Raw genomic sequence first — 19,460 nt, 5'->3', positions numbered from 1 at the left:
AGCATATACTTTCCGGAAACCTACAGGTCAATCCGTGAAAATCCGCGATTCCGGACACACTTTTTGACCCTTAACCCGCATTTTCTGCGCAAGAATCCGTACACAACGGCCGCCGTTTTATCGGGGTGGGGTAGTTTTCACGCTTTGCATACCTTTTTGACGACACTTATCTATAGACAATTCAATTCAAAGTGGTGTGAATTTTTTGAGGTAGTGGTAGTGCTGCCGGTGGCCAGGGTTTAATCTGAGTCACACCCCGTCTATCTGTGTCACGTGCGGCACGGCGGGACGTCAACTTGTAAAGGAGCACTATGCAGACCCCGCTCGGCCTTACGACCGTAGGCCTTTTGGTCATTTTCGTGACGGTGGGAATTTTAATTCGCGGCCGGGTAAACCCCATCATTCCCATGACATTGGTGCCTGTAGTTGGTGCCCTAGTATGTGGATTTGGTCTAGGCGAAATATCTGACTTTTTCAGTGAAGGCTTAAGTTCCGTCATCAACGTTGTGGTGATGTTTATCTTTGCCATCATCTTCTTTGGCATATTGCAAGATGTTGGCCTATTTACTCCGGTTATCCGCGCGCTCATCAAGGCTACCCGCGGAAAAATCATGGCCGTAACGTTGGGCACTGCGGCGATCGGCGTAGTAGCGCACCTCGATGGATCTGGTTCTACCACCTTCCTTATCACCATCCCCGCGCTACTCCCGCTCTATCGTGCGCTGAATATGTCGCGCTACGTGCTTATCACCATTGTGGCGATGGCCGCCTCCATAATGAATATGGTTCCTTGGGGCGGCCCGCTAGGCCGGGCCGGCGCCGTAGTCGATCAAGGGCCCAATGCCATCTGGGTGCAACTTTTGCCCATTCAGGGCGTAGCGATTGTGCTGGTCTTCCTTTTGGCTGCGCTTTTGGGGTGGCGGGAAAAGCGCCGCATAGCGGGTTTGCGCGAAAGCGGCGAATTAGCAGGCGGCACGGCAGTAGACGTGAATGAATTGGCCGATGAATTCGCTGCTGCACAGGTACGTGAACAACATAAATTGGGCTACCACTTCCGCACGGGACGCTGGGTTACCGTGGTCAACGTTGTCGTAGCCCTTGCGGTCTTAGTGGCTCTGCTATCGGGCGTAGTTCCGCCCGCCCCAGCCTTCCTCGTGGCCACTACTATCACGCTAGCCATTAATTTCAGCGGTTCCATGGAACAAGGCGAGGCCCTACGGCGCCATGCGCCTAATGCATTGGCCATGGCGGGCGTCATTCTTGCCGCGGCCATGTTCTTGGGCGTTCTCAATGAAACGAAGATGCTTGAAGAAATCGCCCTGACGCTAGTTAACGTCTTGCCGGAGGGTGTCGCGCCGCATCTCCACGTTATTGTGGGCTTCTTTGGTGTACCGCTTGACTTGTTGACCTCGACGGATGCCTATTACTTCTCAGTTCTTCCTATTGTTCAGGGAACCGTGGAAAGCTTTGGGGTCAGCGGTATGGGTGCGGCTTGCGCGCTCATCATTGGCAACGTGGTGGGCACCTTCGTCTCGCCGTTCTCACCCGCATTATGGTTGGCGTTGGGGCTAGCGGAAGGCCAGATGGGTAAATATCTCAAGCTGGCTTTCCCCATTGCGTGGCTATTTTCCGCCATCTTGGTGGCCGCGGCGCTGTTTATGGGAATGTTGGCCTAGTAAAGAAAAGGCCCGCAGCACAGCTGCGGGCTCATGGTCGGGATAACAGGATTTGAACCTGCGACCTCTTCGTCCCGAACGAAGCGCGCTACCAACCTGCGCCATATCCCGGCGTTCCGCCTTGAAAAGCGGTACCTCGATACTTTAACGCAAGCTAAGCGCAATCAACAAAACGGCAGGTGGTTGCGTTTAGTCCACCTCAGTGATTTTTAGCAGTGTGGCGGAGGGCCGACAGAAGATGCGTACGGGGGCAAATTTGGAGGTGCCCAAGCCATTGGAGACATGCATTTTCATCGGGCCGAAATCGTGGAGCCCCTGCACGCGGTCGCGGTCGATGCCGCAATTAGTTACCAGTGCACGGGAGCCCGGTAGGCAAATCTGGCCGCCGTGGGTGTGGCCGGATAGGGAGAGCTGGTAGCCATCGGCCGCGAACTTTTCTAGCACGCGGGGTTCGGGAGCGTGGAGGAGGGCCAGGGACAAATCAGCATCCTCGTTGGGTGGGCCGGCGATTTCGGAGTAGTCATCTAGATCGTGGTGCGGATCGTCTACGCCGGCGGCGGCAAGACGGACGTTGCCCACCTTAAACTCATGCCGAGCCTGGTTGGCATCGCGCCATCCGTGCTCCATAAAGGCGGCGCGCATACCGCGCCAGGGCAGATCCACATAGGAAGGCTCCCGCTTTTTGCCCAGCAGATACTTGAAGGGATTGACCGGACGCGGGGCCCAGTAGTCATTGGTGCCAAAGACAAAGAGGCCGGGGCGGGCCAGCAGCGGACCGAGAGCGCGCAGCGTATCGGGTACGGCCTGCTGATCGGAGAGATTATCGCCGGTGTTGACTACGAGGTCCGGCTCCAGGGCGTCGAGGGCGGAGACCCAGGCAATCTTGGTCTCTTGGCCCGGGATCATGTGCAGATCAGAAAGGTGGAGCAACCGAAATTCCGGCTTGCCACGCAGAGTGCCCTTGGGCAGGAGAGGGAGCGTATATTCCTTGAGCTCGAATTTGGTCAGTTCGCTATAGCCCCATGCTGCGGCGCCCAGGCCCGCAGCGGTGAGGCCGCCAAGAATACGTAAAAGTTTCACGGCTACCACCCTACCTGGCGTACATTGATAGGCATGAGCGAGCTAAAACAAACCATCCGTGCAGATCTGAAAACCGCAATGAAGGCGAAGGAGAAGCAGCGCACCAGCGCCATCCGTGCCTTGCTGGCCGCCATCCAGGCCGAGGAGACTAACGGCTCCCGGCACGAGCTGGAGGACGCCGATATCCTTAAGGTAATTGCGCGCGAAATCAAAAAGCGCCGCGAGTCCGCCGAGGTCTATGAGGAAAATGGGCGTCCGGAGTTGGCTGAAGCCGAGCTTGCTGATGTCCCCTTCTTCGAGGCCTACCAGCCCCGCCAGCTAGACGAGTCCGAGCTGCAGGCCTTGGTGAAGGAATCCATCGCCGAGGTCGAAGCCGAAAACGGCGAAGCACCCACCATGAAGCAGATGGGTGCCGTAATGAAGGTGGCCAATGCCAAGGCCGCCGGCCAAGCGGACGGCAAGCGCCTGTCCGCTGAGGTCAAAGCCCAGCTGAGCTAGAGCGGGCGAGACCACACTGGGCGGCGGAGCCTAGCGGCCAAGCAGGCTGCGGATATCGTTGGCAAAGTTATCGATGTCCTCTTGGCGGATGCCAAAGTCTTCCGGCGAGAATCCGCCCCCTCCACCGTCACCGCCTGTGCCGCCAGTCGAGCGGCCCGGACTAGTAGCACCGTCGGTATTAGCGCCGCCGGTGCTATTTTGCGTGCCGGTGGAGTTAGCATCGGCCACGCCGGAGGAGGGGGATTGGGGGGCCCCGGCGCCGTCGGAGAGCTGCAGCGTAATTTCTGCGCCCTTCTTCTTTCCGTCCTTGCCGGTAATGGCGCGAACTACGCGGCCATAAGGCACATCGCCGCCGATGACGCGGGAAGTCTTGACCACATAGCCCTTAGCTTCCAAGGCCTGGCGCGCCTCGGCCTCGGACTTGCCACGCAGGCCATCTAGGGTCTTATCGGCCGTGGTGCCGTTATCGTATTTCTTATTGTAATTCGGCAGACCAGCCTTGGTTGCTATCGGCAGCTGGGAGGCCATGCTGAAGAAGGTCTGCGCCGGCTCCAAGCCGCCGTAGAGGTTGCCCCAACCCGCACACTGGCGCACCGGGCCAGTACACAGCGGGACGGTGGAGGTGCCGTCGTTATAAATATAAGGAGCGGCGGAAATGCCCTCATTGAATCCCAAGAAAGCAGAGGACTGGTTGGACTCGGTGGTGCCGGTCTTTGCCGCGATAGGGCTGGAATAGCCGGCCGCCTGGGCGGCATCTTTGGCCGTGCCCTGCTTGGCATCTTCGGACAAAGCATTGCTCATGGCGCGGGCCACGTCCTTATCCACCGCCTGCTCACAAGGGGTTTCTTTAAGGTAGACCTCGTTGCCTTCCTTATCGGTGATCTGGGCGATGGGGTTGGGTTCACACCATTTGCCATCCGAGGCCAGCGTGGCACCCACATTGGCTAGCTCCAGCGGGTTGACCTGGTCTGGGCCCAGGGTAAAGGAACCCGAATTGGCTTCCTTGGTGTGCTGGGCAATCGAGGTGTCCTTATCAAAGCTGCCCTTGTCATCGTAGGAGCGCAGGCCCAAGCGCACGGCCATATCAACGATGGGGGCTACGCCTACCTGCTCGGTGAGCTTGATAAAAGGCGTATTGGGCGAGTGGGCCAGTGCTTCCTGCAGCGTCATGGTGGCCTTATAGGCGCCAGCGTTTTCCACGCAGTAGCGGTCCGCCGGGCAGCCGGCGGCGCCGCCGTGACCAAGGCCTTCCGCCTCGTAGCGGGTGGGCACATCCACGGTGTTTTTAATGCCATAGCCTGCCTCAAGCGCGGCCGCGGCGGCAAAGACCTTAAACACGGAGCCGGCGCCGTTGCCTACCAGGGAATAGGGCTGCGGCAGGATGGTTTCATTCTTGTCCAAGTCCAAGCCATAGTCACGGGAGGAGACCATGGCCAGCACCTTGCGATCCGATTTACCGGGTTTGATGACGTCCATGACTTCCGCCACGCCCGGGGCGTCCGGGTTGGTGTGGCTTTGCACGGCCTGAAGGGCCTTATTTTGCACCGTTGGATCCAGCGTGGTTTTGATGGTGTAGCCACCGCGCGCCAGCTGTTCTTCGCTAATGCCCTTCTTATCCAGGTACTTCAGCACATAATCACAGTAGAAACCGCGGTCACCCGCGCCGATGCAGCCATTGGCTAGCGTTTGGGGCTTCTTGCCGACGCCCAGCTTTTCCCCCTTATACTTATCCGCTTCCTGCTGCTTGATATAGCCGTTATCCGCCATGGATTGCAGGACGAGATTGCGCCTTTCGGTTACTTCGCCGGCGTTGGTATAGGGGTTGAGACGCTCAGAGGATTGGACCATGCCCGCCAGCATTGCTGCTTGTGGCACCGTGAGCTCAGAGGCGTGGGTGCCAAAATAGGTGCGGGCTGCGGCCTCGACGCCATAGGCATGGTTACCAAAAGACACCAGGTTGAGATAGTTGGTGAGGATGTCATCCTTATCTAACTCCTCATCCATCTTGGTAGCCATGCGCATCTCGCGCAGCTTGCGGGTTATGGATTGCTCGGTGGCCGCGGCACGCTCTTCATCGGTGGTAGCAGAAACCAACAGCAAGTAGTTCTTTACGTACTGCTGATCGATGGTAGAAGCACCCTGAGAGACACCACCCGAGGTCAGGTTGGTCCACAGTGCGCGGAAATTGCCCTGGAAGTCTACGCCTTCGTGATCATAAAAGCGCTCGTCCTCAATGGAGACGATGGCGTTTTTCATGGCTTTAGAAATCTTCTTTCCCTCCACCGGGTGGCGGCGCTGGCTGAAGACATAGGCCATGTCCTTGCCCTTGGCATCTTTAATAGTGGTGACGCCAGGGATATTACCGGCCGTCAGATCTTGCAGGTCAGATTGCATGGTTTCGTTAGTACGGGCAATCGCTACCCCGGAAATGCCCGCGAAGGGGGCAAGGGCCAGGGCGATCAGCGCGCCTACCAAGACCGTAGACAGGGCTATCTTGGCCAAAGATTTGATGACAGTCACGCCCCATACACTACGTGGTCGCCCTCGGTGGGTGGAAGATCACTCGCACCCCCTAAAGTGTGACGTGTTAGACAATCTTCTACCTGGGTGAATAGACTTAGGCGCGTTACATAGTATTCCGTCTGGGAAGGAGCACACTCACCCATGACCGTTCGTGTGAAGACTGCTGGAATGTCTAATACAGCCCGAAATCCCGAGCGTGGTGAGTGGGTTACCCAGGCTAAATGCCGTAAAGGTGACCCGGATGCCCTCTTTGTGCGCGGTGCAGAACAGCGCAAGGCGGCGGTCATCTGCCGCCACTGCCCGGTGTTGACCGAATGCCGTGCCGATGCTTTGGATAACCGCGTCGAGTTTGGTGTTTGGGGCGGGCTGACCGAGCGTCAGCGCCGTGCATTGCTGCGCAAGAACCCTCACATCACGGATTGGGCGCACTACTTGGCTGAGGGCGGCGAACTCGTCGGGATTTAAGAATTTTGACGGCGTGGGGCGTATTTAATAGTTAGAATGGGACCCATGACTAAATGGGAATACGCAACCGCACCTGTTCTTACCCACGCTACGAAGCAGATCCTCGATTCTTGGGGTGAAGACGGCTGGGAACTGGTTACCGTCACCCCTGGCCCGAACCCAGAAAACGTCGTGGCCTACTTCAAGCGCGAGGTGGCAGAGTAAATGGGCTTTCATGCTCGCTTGCGGGAGCTGGGGTACGAGCTACCGGGCGTCGCCAAGCCGCTAGCTTCCTATGTGCCGGCCGTACGCGTAGGGAATCAGGTCTGGACCTCCGGTCAGCTTCCCCTCGTGGAGGGAACCTTGCCGCTGACCGGCAAGGTTGGTGCCGAAATCACTACGGAACAAGCCCAAGAACAGGCCCGCATCGCGGCGCTCAATGCGCTCGCCGCCATCGATGCTGAGGTGGGTCTAGATAGTATCTCCCGCGTGCTAAAGATTGTGGGGTTCGTGGCTTCTGATCCGGGCTATGCAGATCAGCCAGCAGTTATCAATGGCGCCTCGGATTTCATTGGTGAAGTCTTTGGGGATGCCGGAACGCATGCTCGCTCCGCCGTTGGTGTGGCTGCGTTGCCTAAAAACGCGCCGGTAGAGATCGAACTAATCGTAGAAATTGCTGCTTGATCGGATAGGCTAGTAACTATGGAGCACCCTGCATATAGTCAATTGCGTCTCGTCAGCCAATCCGTTGGCGTAGTCCTTTGTGATAACCCCAGCTACACCGCCCTTGAGGGGACGAATACGTGGATTATTCGCGCCGCTGAAGACTCCCGGGCGATCGTCGTAGACCCGGGTCCAGAGGATGAAGGCCATCTCAACGTTGTGCACCGCAACGCAGGTGAGGTGGCATTGATTTTGATTACTCACCGCCACGATGATCACGCATCTGGCGCGCAGCGCCTGCGGCAGATGACCGGCGCCCCCATTCGCGCATTCGATCCGAGTTACTGCAACGGTGCTGAGGCGCTGCAGGATGGTGAGCATATCTCCCTCGATGGCATCACCCCTCGCCTCGAGGTTGTTCACACTCCTGGCCATACCGCGGACTCCACCTGCTTTTTTGTGTGGAGCGGTGAAGTAGGAAACTCCCGTCTCGAAGGCATTATTTCCGGTGACACCATCGCAGGCCGTCACACCGTTTTGCTTTCGGAGACGGACGGAAACTTGGCCGACTATCTGCACACCTTGGATACCCTAGAGGAGCGCGGTAAGGATATCGCGTTGTTCCCAGGGCACGGCCCAGATTTGGATGACACGTCCCAGGTAGCTCGCAAGTATATCGACCGCCGCCACTACCGCCTTGATCAGATTAAGGAGATCCGCTCCCGCTTGGGTGAGGATGTAGATCTGAATACCCTGGTCAACGAGATGTACGATGATGTGGATCCGGTACTGCGCCACGCTGCGGAGCAGTCCACTCGCACCGCGCTGAAGTATTTGGACGGCAAGACTAAATAAGCCGTATCTCCTATGTGCCCCTTTTTCCTCCTAGTAGGAAAAGGGGCTTAATTGTTTTAGCCCCTGCGCTGGTGCACCAGGGAAGTGGGGCTGGCCTTCACGTAATGCTGGGCAAGGGGGGCGAAAACCAGCGAAACCCCCGCTTTAAGCGGGGGTGTGGCGAGCTCGCGCTTACTTAGCGAGCGCGGCGGGCGAGGTGCTCGGTATCGACAATGAGCACGGACTTGCCCTCGAGGCGGATCCAACCGCGGTGGGCAAAGGTGGCGAGCGCCTTGTTGACGGTCTCACGAGAGGCGCCGACCAGTTGGGCAATCTCTTCCTGGGTGAGATCGTGGTTTACGCGCAGGGCGCTGCCTTCCTGGACGCCGAAGCGATTGGCCAGCTGCAGCAAAGTCTTTGCCACGCGGCCGGGAACATCCGTGAAGATGAGGTCGGCCAAGTTGGCGTTGGTGCGACGCAGGCGGCGTGCCAAGACGCGTAGCAGCTGCTGTGCGATTTCGGGGTGGTCACCAACCCACTTCTTGAGCAGCTCGGAGTTCATGGTGGCCGCCTGAACTTCGGTCACGCATACTGCGGAAGAGGTGCGCGGGCCCGGGTCGAAGATGGACAGCTCGCCGAACATATCGGATGGGCCCATGACGGTCAGGAGGTTTTCGCGGCCGTCCGGGGCGTGGCGAGCGAGCTTAATCTTGCCCGAGGTGATGATGTACAAGCGGTCACCAGGTTCGCCCTCGTCGAAGATGGTGGTTCCGCGCGGATAGCGCACGGTCTCCATCTGCTCGATGAGGTGCTGCACTGCAACGGGATCAACGCCTTGGAAGATTCCGGCGCGGGAGAGGATGTCCTGTACGCCTTCCACGTTTTACTCCTTGGATGTCGACTACGAAAGTCCATAGATGCGCCTGCGCCACATCTGGGTGCGGTCTTTCATGCACTCGACAATGCGGAACAAGCGGGGTCACTGTGTAACGCGTTTCATCTTACAGTGTAATTGGTCACTTTTGGTACTTCAGTGAATTTTTGTCACACTATAGAAACTCTGATCGTGCTAGAGGCACAACTCCGGCCAGCGAGTTTGCGGCTTAGTCAGCGAAAACAACTGCCTCGAGCTTTTCCATCAGGAGGGCGAAAAGGGCGATCGCAAGCGGTACCAGAATCACAAGTGAAATCATGTTTTCCTAGTCTACTAAGCTTTATGCCATGAATTCAGCACTGTCAGCGGCCAGCGCGCCGGAGCTACGGGCACCGGAGATAAATAGGCGTTTGGCACAGGAGTATCCAGATGCGCGTTGTGCCTTGGATTATGACTCCCCGCTGCAGCTTTTGATAGCCACGGTGCTTTCTGCCCAGTGCACGGATGAGCGCGTGAACTCGGTGACCCCTGAACTCTTTTCCCGCTACCCCGAGGCCGCGGATTATGCAGCAGCGCAGCGGTCGGAACTGGAGCGCATCCTGCGCCCGTTGGGTTTTCAACGAGCTAAGGCGGGACACCTTTTGGGCATAGGGGAGAAGCTGGTGGCAGATTTCCAAGGCGAGGTTCCCCGCACGGTTAAGGAGCTCACCAGCCTGCCCGGCGTGGGGCGTAAGACCGCGCTGGTGGTGCTTGGAAATGCCTTTGGGATTCCGGGGCTGACGGTGGATACGCACTTCGGCCGCCTTATGCAGCGGCTCGGACTCACAGGGGAGACGACGCCGCTAAAGATTGAGCGGGACATCGCCAAGCTCCTGCCAGAAGAAGAGTGGACAATGTTTTCTCACCGCGTCATCTTTCATGGGCGCCGGGTATGCCATGCGCGCACGCCGGAGTGCGGTGCATGCGCGCTGCGGGATATGTGTCCAGCGGCTAGTGGGCGCTAGGCTTAAGGCATGAAGAACTACGTCCTTGGCACGGTGATTGCCGCGATCCTCATTGCCGTTATCGCGGTAGTGGGGGTCTCGCAATTGCGGGGTGGGGACGAAGTCGAGGAGGCAGTGCCAACCGAGGCTGCTCCGCAAGAAGTCCCGCAGCGTCCAGACTGTCCAGCCGGCACCGTAGCTGGGGTAGAGCTGGATTGCTTGGGCGGTAAGGCTACCGGAAAGCGTGCCGATGAAGGCGTGAGCGTGATCAACGTGTGGGCGTGGTGGTGCGAGCCGTGCCGCGCGGAGCTTCCCTATCTGCAAAAGGTGGCGGAGACGCACCCAGACTGGCAGGTCGTGGGTGTGCACGCGGATAAGAACGCGGGAAACGGTGCAGCTTTCTTGAATGACGTGGGAGTGGATCTGCCGAGCTTCCAGGATGCGGATAATAAATTTGCCGGTCAGTTGAGCCTGCCAGGCGTAGTTCCGGTGACAGTGGTGCTCAAGGACGGCGAAGTGCGCAAGCAATTTGCGCAGCCCTTTAGCTCCGCAGCGGAGATTGAACGGGCCGTGAAAGAGGCGATTGCGGCATGAGCCAACTTCGTCCCGAGTGCACACCAGAATGGCTCAAGCCAGCGTTGGGGGTAGATCCGAGCCAGGTGCAAGAGCTCATAGGCAACCGGCAGGCTTCGTCCCTCAATGGCACTACTGCGCAGGTGCCGGTCAAACGGGAGGCGGCTGTGCTTATGCTACTTAGCGGCGAAAGCGCGGAGGAGGGCAGCATTTTGCTCACACACCGCTCGCCGTCCATGCGTTCTCACTCCGGACAAATTGCTTTCCCGGGCGGCCGCCGAGATCCCGGTGATACCTCGCTAGTGGATACTGCGCTGCGGGAAGCCTGGGAAGAAACGGACCTGCAGCGTAATTCCGTGACCCCATTAGAGCAGTGGAGCCAACTGCATATCCGTGCCACCGGCAATCCCGTGAGCCCGATCCTGGCGCATTGGAACCAGCCGGGGGAGGTCTATCCCGCCAGCCCTGATGAAACCGATGATGTCTTTCTCGTTCCCATCCGGGAATTGGTCGATCCACGCAATCGCTTCGTGGTGGGCTTTAGAAAATGGCAAGGACCAGCATTTCATGCCAATGGCTATGTCATCTGGGGGTTTACCGCCGGCGTGCTTTCGGCTCTCTTGCAGCACTCTGGGTGGAGCGTTCCTTGGGATAATAATTCAGTCATGGACCTGCGTGACTCCCTCAAAAACTCCCGCAATAATGAGAAGATGTCCTAACCGCTTGTGCCGCGGTATGTGTACGTCTTAACCCCCAATAGAAAGAATCCATAGCCATGACTCCTGCGCTTATCGTTGACGGCCTGATTGTGGTCGCCGTCCTGTTGGCGCTACTTAGTGGGTGGCGCAATGGTGCCCTCGCGGCAGTTTTGGCCTCCATCGGAGTGGGTGCTGGGGTAGTGCTGGGCATTGCCGTGGCACCTGCCGCATTGCGCCTGGTGGATCAGCCCTCGTTGCGCTTGCTGCTCTTGGTAGGAATTTTGGTGCTATTCGTGGGCATCGGGCAGCTCATCGGCTCCTCTCTGGGCGGCAGCGTGCGCGACCGCATGAAGGCGCGCAAGACACAGCGCCTCGATTCTGCGGTGGGTGCGGTATTCCAAGCCTTTGCCGCCTTGGTGGTTATTTGGCTGATTTCTATCCCTGTGGCCACCAACTTGGGTGGTGCGGCCGGTCAGGGCCTGCGCGATTCGCGTATCTTGGGCAACCTCAACTCGGCCGCGCCGGCGCGGGTAGCGGCGCTGCCCAATGGCGTGGCGGCAATGCTTAATGAGTCCGGCCTGCCGCCGTTGGTTTCGCCCTGGCAAAACTCCATTAGCAATGAGGAAGTAAAAGAGCCGGACCCAGACGTGCAGGATCCGGAGCTGGTGCGCCGCATGCGGCCCTCCATCATTCACGTGCTTGGCGACGCCGAAGAGTGCTCCCGCCGCCTCATGGGTTCCGGCTTCGTGGTAGCCGATGACTACGTGATCACCAATGCCCACGTGGTGGCCGGCACGCAGACCGTGCGCCTTGATACCAAGCTGGGGCTTAAGGATGCGACCGTGGTCTATTACAACCCGGACGTGGACGTGGCGGTGTTGCATTCGCGCGACCTCGGCATCGATCCGCTGCCGTGGGCCCAGACCCCGGCCCAGACGGGCGATGATGCGATGGTCATGGGCTTCCCGCATTCCGGGCCTTTCGACGCCGAGATGGCACGTGTGCGCGATCGCATCACCATTTCCGGTCCGGATATTTACTCCCACGGGCATGTGGAGCGCGATTCCTACACCGTTCGCGGCAATATCCAGCAAGGAAATTCCGGCGGCCCACTGGTCAATACGGCTGGCGAGGTCCTAGGCGTGGTCTTTGGCGCCTCGGTGGATGACTCTGAGACGGGCTATGCGCTCACCGCTGATGAAGTCAACAGTCAGATCGGGGACGTCGCGCAGCTTACCCACCCGGTCGATACCGGTGAGTGCGTGGCCCATTAGCTATTTTCTTGGAGCCACGCCCCCAGCGTAGAGACGAACTCCGCTGGTGCTTCCACGTGCGGTAGGTTCTTCGCACCGGGCACGGTCGTGGCGGTAAAACCGTGGCGGGCGCGCAAGGCGGCGCGACGGACCACGGGGTTCCACAGCCGTTGTTGGGCGTGGATGAAAAGGACGGGTCGTTCCACTGTCAGTTCCACCCAGTTCAGGGGGACAACGGCGGTGCGCATACGGTGGTTCCACAAGATTCCGCGCCGAACGCTGCCGATCCGGGAGGCGCGTAGGCGTAGATCGAGGATGCGGTCAAAGGTGGCTCCGTTAAGCGAAGGCCCCGTATCCAGCTCCAACTCCTTGCGGTAGGCGCGCGGGCTAAGTAGCAGGTTCTGGGCGCGGGTAACGCGGGGTAGGCGGCACAGCAGCGAGCGCAGGTTAATCCACCCAAAATCCCACGGCCGGGCGGCAATCGCTCGGCGCAGATCCACCGGGTGGGCGGCGGAGATGGAAGCCAAGCCGCGCACCCGCTCGGGGCGCTCAGCGGCTAAGCACCAAGCCACCGCGCCGCCGGTATCGGCACCGACCACAAAGGCATCGTCGTGGCCCAAGGCTTGGATGAGCCCGCTGATATCGCCCACCAAGGTACGAATATCTTGCCCCGCATCAATAGGTGGCTTATCGGACATGCCAAAGCCGCGCATATCTACCGCCGCGACGTGGAAACCGCGCTGCGCAAGCGGCGCAATGACGTCTTGGTAGTCGAACCACCCACCAAAGGCGCTGTGGATGAATACCACTAGTGGCTGCGTGCTCTCTCCCGCCGTGGCCACGTGCAGGCGGATGCCGCGGGTATGGACGAAGTCATGCGCATAAGGTCCCTCCAGCTCCACCGTTGAGGGAGGCAGGGGTGCAAAGGCCATGGTGCCGCCTTTCTATAGTTGGGGCAGAAACGGTAGAGGATAGGGGAAAGTACACAAAATCCGCCCCAGGCTAGCTAGGGCGGATAGAGGGGAGCACGACTGCGTGGCGTGCTGCGTGTGCGTGGCGCCTGCCGGTTTAGGTGTAGAGGCCGTGGGTGGTCTTTCGGTCCAGAGACTTTTGTGCCTTGCCCGGAACCAGGTTCTTGAGCTCCTTGGTGGAGTCAATGGTCTTTTGCGGCGCCTTCACCTGCTTGACGTTCTTCAGACCAACAAAGGCCAAGATGCCGGCGAGGACGATCATGATCAAGAAGACGATCAGGAACGCTGCCCAACGGTCCAGCCAGATGGCGAGGAGCTCTGCCAAGAAGAAGAAAAAGAAGAAAGAGCTATACAGCGCGATGGTGCCAGCGCCGCCGAAGAGACCAGCACCAATTCCACCCTTCTTTGCGGACTCTGCCAGTTCGGTCTTAGCCAGCTCCACCTCGGAGCGTACGAGCTGGGACATCTGCTCGGTGGCGTTGGAAACCAGCTGGCCTACCGAGGTCTCGGACGAGGACGTATCCACGTCACTCAATGGGATCGAGTTCACCTTCGGTGCAAATTGATCAGTACCGTCGGTATACAGTCCATCGTTGCTCACGATTAATTCTCCTCGCGTTTATCTAAACCTTGTAATGTCCCTAATAATAATGGAATCACTATTCTCCCATGGTGCCACGCATACGTAGGGACTTCCACGGCTATCCTAATGTATATGTCAGAAATTGACGCGTTATCCCCGCTGTTTCGCCTGCCGGGGGTGAAAGAAAGTGCAGAAAAAGCCGCCGCTGCCATTGCCCGTGCACACCGTCGACCTGCAGGATTGCGAAAGTTTGAGGTCATTTCCGCCGAGTCCCTTATTCGCGGCGCCCGTTCTAGCGTGGCGCTTGATGGTTACGCCATCCCCCCACATCCGGGCCCAGAGAATGTGGAAGAAGGGCCGTTGGCCAGCGCCGTAAGCGCCTACTCTGTGGCCGCGCCGGAGCTCTTGGACACCACGGTGCGCTCCTTTGCCCGAGCGCCGCTGCAGGTTCTAGCGCGCATTGACGTCGCGGCCGGTGGCACCGGTATCCCCACCGGTGAAAGCGCGCGGCTGCAAGGGCTGGGCCGGCTTATCGCCCAGGGTAATGGTCCCGCCTTTGATCTCCTTCTACCGAGCGTGGTCCATGCCGAGATAGCCGCAGGGCAGTTTTTCGGCCCTCGCAGCGGTCTCGTCGCCCGCGTTGCTTCTCGCCTTGCAGCTGTGCATACGGGGTTTGACCCGCGCGGTTTCGCCGTACCCGAGGTCTACTACACCCGCCACCGCGCTGAGTATGCCGATGCGGTGGATAATTACCGCACCGCGCTTGCCGACGCCCTCCTTACCCACCTCGCTGGCTGGGCAGCCGGTGGTGCAGAGGCCGACGCGATTGCGCGAGCCGCTTAAAAGGTATGCCGTGGCCCGCGCTTGGGGAAGCTGGGGCGGTCAGGGTGCTGGGCAAGCCACAGCCCGGCGCCGATAGCCGCCACGGTACCCGCCAGCACGGAGGCGCCGATTCCGATTTCTTTAGCGGTTGGCGCAGGCAGGAGCGGCACTGGGTCCTTAAAGGATCGAATATCCCACTCATGGCTGATGGCGTGGCGCTTTAATTGCTTGTCCGGGTTGACCGCGACGGGGTGGCCAACCTTCTCCAGCATCGGGATATCCGTAGCAGAATCCGAATAGGCATAGCTGGCATTAAGATCAATGTTTGCTGCGGCGGCAGTGCGCTCTAGTGCCTCCGCCTTATGTGGGCCCTTGCAATAAAAGAGCACCTCGCCGGTAAAGCGTCCGTCTTTTTCTGCCAATTCGGTGGCGATGACGTGCTCGACGCCGAGCTCCTCCGCGATGATGTCTACCAGCACGGTAGCGGAGGCAGAGACAATGACCACGTGGTCGCCCGCGGCGCGGTGGGCACGGATAAGTTCCCGGGCCTCGGCATAGATGGAGGGAGTGACCAACTGGTGCATGGTGTCTCGGGCGATGGAGCGCACTTCCTCCACGGACCACCCCGTGACCATTGCGGTGAGCTGATCGCGGCTAGCGTCCATGCCTTCGCTGGAGAGGCCGGAAAACATATAGCTGGCTTTCGCCAGGGAGAGCTGCAGTGCTTCGGCCGGGGAGATGAGCCCGTTGTGCAAAAATTCGCGGCCAAAGGCATAGGCCGAGGAGGTGGCGATGATGGTTTTATCGAGATCGAAAAACGCCGCGGTGCGTGTGTGCTCGCCGCCGGCGCAACTCGTGCTAGCGGGGAGGGGAGGAAAGGATTCGCGGGAATTCGTCATGGTGTGCTGCCGAGTGTAGCTGCCCTTCGCGCTTAGTGGTGTAGAAGTGGCTGCAGTTAATGGTGGTTGGCGAGTCAATAATGTGGGATTGGCAGCCCGTGCGGGGGATAAAGTAGTGAACACGCATTCGGTGCAGGTCAGCGCCATGGCCGTTGAAAAACTGCTGTTAGCTGTTGTGGTTGGGTGGCGAACATGTCATAATAATGCGTGCAAGGCCCCGATATACTGTGCGGCCTGCCCCGGCTCACCCCCCGAGGCCGGGTTACTGACGGCCCGTGCGCACACCCCCCGATGCACGGGCCGTCACCTATATCTAGCGCCATGTGATACGAGGTTATCCACAGGTTTTTAGTTGAAGTGGCAACCAAATCAGGACCACACGGTGACTTATCGCGGGTTATCCACAGTGCCACCGGAGAGCCCTCGCTGCGGTTGCACGGATGCTTCAGGCTATGAGGCATGAACGCATTACATCCTGATTCCGCTGCCATCGTCGTTGCCGTCGGTGACGAAGCACTGCGCGCCGAGGCTATCCATGCCGCGGCTGCTACCAGCCACGATGTGCTTACCGTAACCGATCCCCGCGACGTCCCGCGCAGTCTGCCAGGCGCCTTTGCGGTCCTGGTTGATTCCCTCATGGCCCGCGTGGTGGCGGCAGCGCAACGCCCCTACACCGCGCCTGTGCCAGTACTATTCCTTGCCGCGGACCCTGGACCGATTGACTATGAAGCGGCATTAGCCTGTCACGCGGAGAGCGCCTTTATCATTCCCGCCCAGGTTAAGGAGCTGCTCGCGGGCATTGCGGCCGCGGGCACCCCGCAGGACACGCGACCGGGTAGCGCCACCATCGCCGTGGTTGGGGCGAGCGGCGGGGTGGGGGCTTCTACCTTCGCGGCCGCCTTGGCCCGCACCCAGTGCGCTGCGGATGGGCGCGCCCTGCTTATCGACGCCCACGCATACTCCGGTGGCCTCGACCTCCTGCTTGGCGTAGAGGCCGAAGCGGGGGCGCGCTGGCCGGAGCTTACCGTAGGCGATGGCAGTATCGATGCCACCGATCTCTACCGCGCGCTGCCCACTACGCCGGATGGGGTAGCGGTGCTCTCGACCGCGCGCAGTACCGTCGCGGATCCCTTCCGCCTGGAAAAGGACCTGCTCGCGCGAGTAGTGGGCGCGGCCCACGCGGGCGAAGGGCTATGCGTGGTGGATTGCACCCCGGAGACCGTTCCGGATGCGTGTACCCACGTGGTCATAGTGGTGGCCGCAGAAGTGCGCTCGGCTGCATCGGCCGCGCAACTAATTGCGCGCTTCGGGGCTGCGCGGCGCAGCTGTGTGGTGGTGCTGCGGCAACGCCAGTGGGCATCGTTAAGCGCGGCGGAAGTAGAAAGCATCATCCACAGCACGGTGTTGGCAGAACTGCCAACGGCCCGGGGCCTTACGCGCGCGGTGGAAATAGGCGGCCTCCCGCAGCGCCTCCCGGCACCCTTGCGCAAGGCTGCACACGCGGTCCTCGAGGAGGTAGGCGCGTGAGTGAGCAGAAAGTAGCACAGGAAACGCTGGAAAAGATGCAGCGTATCATCGCCGCCGAGGCCGACTTGGTGCATGATGCGGCAGCCCTGGCTCGGCGCATCCGTGCAGAAGCCGGCGTGATTAGTGACGTCGCGGTACTCGACCTACTACGCCGCCTGCGCCAGGACGCCACCGGAATGGGCCCGCTTGATGCATTGCTGGGGCGAGAGGGGGTTACCGATGTCGTTGTTAACGGGCCGCATGCGGTATTCATGGACCGCGGCGAGGGCCTCGAACGCACTGACATCACCTTCCGCGATGATGGCGAAGTCCGCCAACTGGCCAGCCGGCTGGCGGCAGCCTCCGGCACGCGCCTCGATGATGCTCAACCTTATGCCGATGGCCGCGTTAGCCGCCCTGATGGCGTCGTCCTGCGCGTCCATGCCTTGCTGAGCCCGCCTGCGGTGGCCGGAACCTGCCTGAGCCTGCGCGTACTGCGCCAAGCCCAGACCACCCTGCCCCAACTAGTAGACAACGGCACGCTGCCAGAAGATATCGCTACGCTGCTGCGCGCTGTGGTGGACAAGCGAGTCTCATTCCTGGTTATAGGTGGAACCGGCTCCGGCAAAACCACCTTGCTATCCGCACTTTTGGGAACCGTCTCCGAGCGCGAACGCATCCTCGTCATCGAAGACACCGCCGAGCTCTCCCCGCACCACCCACACTGCGTTAGCGTGGTCTCGCGCCGGGCCAACGCGGAGGGAAGCGGCGAGGTCACGATGTCACAATTGCTCCGACAAGCGCTGCGCATGCGCCCAGACCGCATCGTGGTAGGCGAGATCCGCGGCCGCGAGGTGGTCGATCTCCTCGCCGCCCTCAACACCGGACACGACGGCGGCGCCGGTACGCTCCATGCCAATTCGCTCTTTGAAGTCCCCGCCCGCATGGAGGCCCTCGCCGCCCTTGGCGGCCTGGACCGCGCGGCACTGCACTCACAACTGGCAGCGGCCGTGCACATGGTGCTGACCATGGAACGCACCCCGCAGGGCCGCCGCCTTGCCCATATTGGCGTGCTCGAGGGAAACCCGGTTATCCCGCGCATCATCTGGAGTGCCGAAGACGGACCGGCGGATGGCTTTGCGGAATTTTCCGCACAACTTCTGGGCGAGCGCGCCGGGAAGGCCAGCCATGCTTAGTTTCCTCTTGCTCGCCGCCGCGCTGCTCCTGCCCGCGCCCTCGATTGCAGGCCGCTTGGCATCGGCCACGCGCCAGGTACAGGCCAGCTCCGTGGTCATCCTGGGGGCGGTATTTTGCGGCAGCCTGGTCTTTTACTCAGTGGGTCGCATCAGCATCGCTATCGCCGCCGCCATAATCGCTTGGTGCGTGTCCTGGTACACCAAAGACCTCGTGGCCGCGCGTACGCAGCGGCGCGGCCGCGAAGGGCTGGCCGCCTATTTGGGAGTGGTCACCGCGGACCTGCGGGCAGGGGCGACCCTGGCTGGGGCGCTTGCCCGCGGGGTGGAGGCCCTGCCGGGAACTACCCCGCGGGAGGTATCCGCCGCACTGGAAGCAACGGCCGCCCTCGCTGCGCGTGGCGCGCCGCCCCACATGGCGCTCACGGATGCGGAGGATACAAAGGCCCTGCCGGAGCTTTCCCGCTTAGGCCACCTGCTGGAGCTTTCCACTTACCACGGTATTGCGGTGGCCAGCTTGCTCGACCAAGCCCAAAGCCGCCTCGATGCTTCTCGACGCCACCAGCAATCCACCTCCGCTAGTCTGCAAGGCCCCCAAGCGACCGCCACGGTGCTCGCGTGCTTGCCAATAGCCGGCATCGCCATGGGCGGGGCCATGGGCGCTAACTCGCTCGGCTTTCTTTTCGGCGGCGGGCTGGGCGGTGTCCTTCTCGTGGTAGGCGCGGCGCTGGCCTGCGGCGGCTTCGCTTGGTCGCGCGTCATTATTCGGAAGGCGGCTGCATGACCCCGCTCATCTTTGTGGCCTTGGCCGCCCTCGTTGGCCTCCCACCGCACACTGGCCGGCTGGCAGTTACCAGTGCGACTGAGACCACCGCCAAGACCCCGCGCGATGGCCCGAAAGCGCGTGGGGGACTGATAAGCAAGCTCAAGCCCGCAGCACCGCTGGACCCGCTGATAGTAGCTGGCGACGTCGAACTCTTCGCAGCGTGCCTGGCCGCAGGGCTGTCCGTGCACGGAGCCGCCACCGCGGTCGCTCGCACCGCGGACGCTCAGACGCAGGACCTGTGGGAGACCGTCTCCGCGCTGCTAGGCGTTGGAGTTTCCACGCAGTCCGCGTGGGGCCATATGAAGGGCCAGGTGGGGCTGGAGGACTTAGCACAGCTTGTCATCATGTCGGGCCAATCCGGCGCCACCATTGCGGCCGGATGTCATCGAATCTGTACTTCTTTTCGCGCGGAAGCATCCGCCCACGCCACAGCACAGGCGGAGCGCGCAGGAGTATTCATTGCCCTCCCGCTGGCGGTGTGCTTCCTGCCGGCATTCATCGTTCTAGGCCTTGCGCCCGTAGTAATCAGCCTGGGCGCGCAACTTCTCTAAACCTCACTTG

21 protein-coding genes and 1 tRNA gene are annotated in these 19,460 nt (G+C 60.5%); 15 read left to right on the top strand and 7 right to left on the bottom strand.

Annotation, left to right across the window (positions count from 1 at the left end; genetic code table 11):
• The first annotated feature begins 311 nt into the window (after window positions 1–311).
• Window positions 312–1,676 carry a citrate:proton symporter gene (locus QP904_RS04910; RefSeq protein WP_284835641.1) on the top strand — a complete coding sequence of 455 codons (1,365 nt, stop codon included), beginning with the start codon at window positions 312–314 and terminating at the stop codon, window positions 1,674–1,676.
• 34 nt (window positions 1,677–1,710) lie between these two features.
• On the opposite strand, the gene QP904_RS04905 is transcribed toward QP904_RS04910, so the two are convergent.
• Window positions 1,711–1,787 (bottom strand) — tRNA-Pro (locus QP904_RS04905).
• 78 nt (window positions 1,788–1,865) lie between these two features.
• On the bottom strand, window positions 1,866–2,756 hold the full coding sequence (locus tag QP904_RS04900) for a metallophosphoesterase (RefSeq protein ID WP_023020405.1): 891 nt from the start codon (window positions 2,754–2,756) through the stop codon (window positions 1,866–1,868).
• A 33-nt stretch (window positions 2,757–2,789) separates the two neighbouring features.
• Between QP904_RS04900 and QP904_RS04895 the strand changes: the two genes are divergently transcribed.
• Entirely contained in the window at window positions 2,790–3,254 is a 465-nt protein-coding gene (locus QP904_RS04895) for a GatB/YqeY domain-containing protein (RefSeq protein ID WP_023020406.1), read from the top strand.
• A gap of 30 nt (window positions 3,255–3,284) precedes the next feature.
• Here QP904_RS04895 and QP904_RS04890 read toward each other — a convergent pair whose 3' ends face one another.
• Window positions 3,285–5,774: a transglycosylase domain-containing protein gene (locus tag QP904_RS04890; RefSeq protein ID WP_284835640.1), complete on the bottom strand. Its 2,490-nt coding sequence runs from the start codon at window positions 5,772–5,774 to the stop codon at window positions 3,285–3,287.
• A gap of 144 nt (window positions 5,775–5,918) precedes the next feature.
• Here QP904_RS04890 and QP904_RS04885 point away from each other — a divergent pair, with 144 nt between their 5' ends.
• The 4 genes from QP904_RS04885 to QP904_RS04870 are packed head-to-tail and all read left to right on the top strand — an operon-like array spanning window position 5,919 to window position 7,739.
• Entirely contained in the window at window positions 5,919–6,242 is a 324-nt protein-coding gene (locus QP904_RS04885) for a WhiB family transcriptional regulator (RefSeq protein WP_023020408.1), read from the top strand.
• 45 nt (window positions 6,243–6,287) lie between these two features.
• Window positions 6,288–6,446, top strand: a complete 159-nt coding sequence (gene sp36, locus QP904_RS04880; protein ID WP_005323131.1) for a Sp36 family protein — start codon at window positions 6,288–6,290, stop codon at window positions 6,444–6,446.
• The gene (locus tag QP904_RS04875) at window positions 6,447–6,905 is read left to right on the top strand and encodes a RidA family protein (RefSeq protein WP_284835639.1); all 459 of its coding nucleotides are present in this window, start codon (window positions 6,447–6,449) and stop codon (window positions 6,903–6,905) included.
• An 18-nt stretch (window positions 6,906–6,923) separates the two neighbouring features.
• Window positions 6,924–7,739: an MBL fold metallo-hydrolase gene (locus tag QP904_RS04870; RefSeq protein WP_200288356.1), complete on the top strand. Its 816-nt coding sequence runs from the start codon at window positions 6,924–6,926 to the stop codon at window positions 7,737–7,739.
• Between the two features lie 175 nt (window positions 7,740–7,914).
• Here QP904_RS04870 and glxR read toward each other — a convergent pair whose 3' ends face one another.
• Complete coding sequence (gene glxR, locus QP904_RS04865) at window positions 7,915–8,598, bottom strand: CRP-like cAMP-activated global transcriptional regulator GlxR (RefSeq protein ID WP_005323128.1); 684 nt, start codon at window positions 8,596–8,598, stop codon at window positions 7,915–7,917.
• 341 nt (window positions 8,599–8,939) lie between these two features.
• Between glxR and nth the strand changes: the two genes are divergently transcribed.
• Genes nth through QP904_RS04845 form a run of 4 tightly spaced genes read left to right on the top strand, consistent with a single transcriptional unit; the run spans window position 8,940 to window position 12,120 of the window.
• On the top strand, window positions 8,940–9,596 hold the full coding sequence (nth, locus tag QP904_RS04860) for an endonuclease III (RefSeq protein WP_284835638.1): 657 nt from the start codon (window positions 8,940–8,942) through the stop codon (window positions 9,594–9,596).
• A 9-nt stretch (window positions 9,597–9,605) separates the two neighbouring features.
• Complete coding sequence (locus tag QP904_RS04855; RefSeq protein ID WP_284835637.1) at window positions 9,606–10,169, top strand: TlpA family protein disulfide reductase; 564 nt, start codon at window positions 9,606–9,608, stop codon at window positions 10,167–10,169.
• Window positions 10,166–10,867 (top strand): NUDIX hydrolase, encoded by a 702-nt coding sequence (locus QP904_RS04850; RefSeq protein ID WP_023020414.1) that lies wholly within the window; start codon window positions 10,166–10,168, stop codon window positions 10,865–10,867. The genes QP904_RS04855 and QP904_RS04850 overlap by 4 nt, the downstream gene beginning before the upstream one ends.
• 56 nt (window positions 10,868–10,923) lie before the next feature.
• Entirely contained in the window at window positions 10,924–12,120 is a 1,197-nt protein-coding gene (locus QP904_RS04845; RefSeq protein ID WP_284835636.1) for a MarP family serine protease, read from the top strand.
• Here the strand turns inward: QP904_RS04845 and QP904_RS04840 are convergent.
• Window positions 12,117–13,031, bottom strand: a complete 915-nt coding sequence (locus tag QP904_RS04840) for an alpha/beta fold hydrolase (RefSeq protein WP_284835635.1) — start codon at window positions 13,029–13,031, stop codon at window positions 12,117–12,119. The genes QP904_RS04845 and QP904_RS04840 overlap by 4 nt on opposite strands.
• Before the next feature lie 136 nt (window positions 13,032–13,167).
• Window positions 13,168–13,671, bottom strand: a complete 504-nt coding sequence (locus QP904_RS04835) for a phage holin family protein (protein ID WP_023020417.1) — start codon at window positions 13,669–13,671, stop codon at window positions 13,168–13,170.
• 108 nt (window positions 13,672–13,779) lie between these two features.
• Between QP904_RS04835 and QP904_RS04830 the strand changes: the two genes are divergently transcribed.
• A complete protein-coding gene (locus tag QP904_RS04830) occupies window positions 13,780–14,496 on the top strand; it encodes an oxidoreductase (RefSeq protein WP_239207847.1) in 717 nt (238 codons plus the stop codon).
• Here QP904_RS04830 and QP904_RS04825 read toward each other — a convergent pair.
• Entirely contained in the window at window positions 14,493–15,374 is an 882-nt protein-coding gene (locus QP904_RS04825) for an HAD family hydrolase (protein WP_284835634.1), read from the bottom strand. The genes QP904_RS04830 and QP904_RS04825 overlap by 4 nt on opposite strands.
• A gap of 459 nt (window positions 15,375–15,833) precedes the next feature.
• On the opposite strand from QP904_RS04825, the gene ssd reads away from it, so the two are divergent.
• The 4 genes from ssd to QP904_RS04805 are packed head-to-tail and all read left to right on the top strand — an operon-like array spanning window position 15,834 to window position 19,450.
• Window positions 15,834–16,901 carry a septum site-determining protein Ssd gene (ssd, locus tag QP904_RS04820; RefSeq protein WP_023020421.1) on the top strand — a complete coding sequence of 356 codons (1,068 nt, stop codon included), beginning with the start codon at window positions 15,834–15,836 and terminating at the stop codon, window positions 16,899–16,901.
• Window positions 16,898–18,076, top strand: a complete 1,179-nt coding sequence (locus tag QP904_RS04815; protein WP_284835633.1) for a TadA family conjugal transfer-associated ATPase — start codon at window positions 16,898–16,900, stop codon at window positions 18,074–18,076. The genes ssd and QP904_RS04815 overlap by 4 nt, the downstream gene beginning before the upstream one ends.
• Window positions 18,069–18,857, top strand: coding sequence for a type II secretion protein F (locus QP904_RS04810; RefSeq protein ID WP_284835632.1), 789 nt, complete (start codon window positions 18,069–18,071; stop codon window positions 18,855–18,857). The genes QP904_RS04815 and QP904_RS04810 overlap by 8 nt, the downstream gene beginning before the upstream one ends.
• On the top strand, window positions 18,854–19,450 hold the full coding sequence (locus QP904_RS04805; RefSeq protein WP_248099238.1) for a type II secretion system F family protein: 597 nt from the start codon (window positions 18,854–18,856) through the stop codon (window positions 19,448–19,450). The genes QP904_RS04810 and QP904_RS04805 overlap by 4 nt, the downstream gene beginning before the upstream one ends.
• Window positions 19,451–19,460 lie beyond the last annotated feature (10 nt).

It is taken from the genome of Corynebacterium nasorum (genome assembly GCF_030229765.1).
GTDB lineage: Bacteria > Actinomycetota > Actinomycetes > Mycobacteriales > Mycobacteriaceae > Corynebacterium > Corynebacterium kefirresidentii.
The sequence above is the reverse complement of the archived record's forward strand: the minus strand, read 5'-3'. Positions and strand labels throughout refer to the sequence as shown.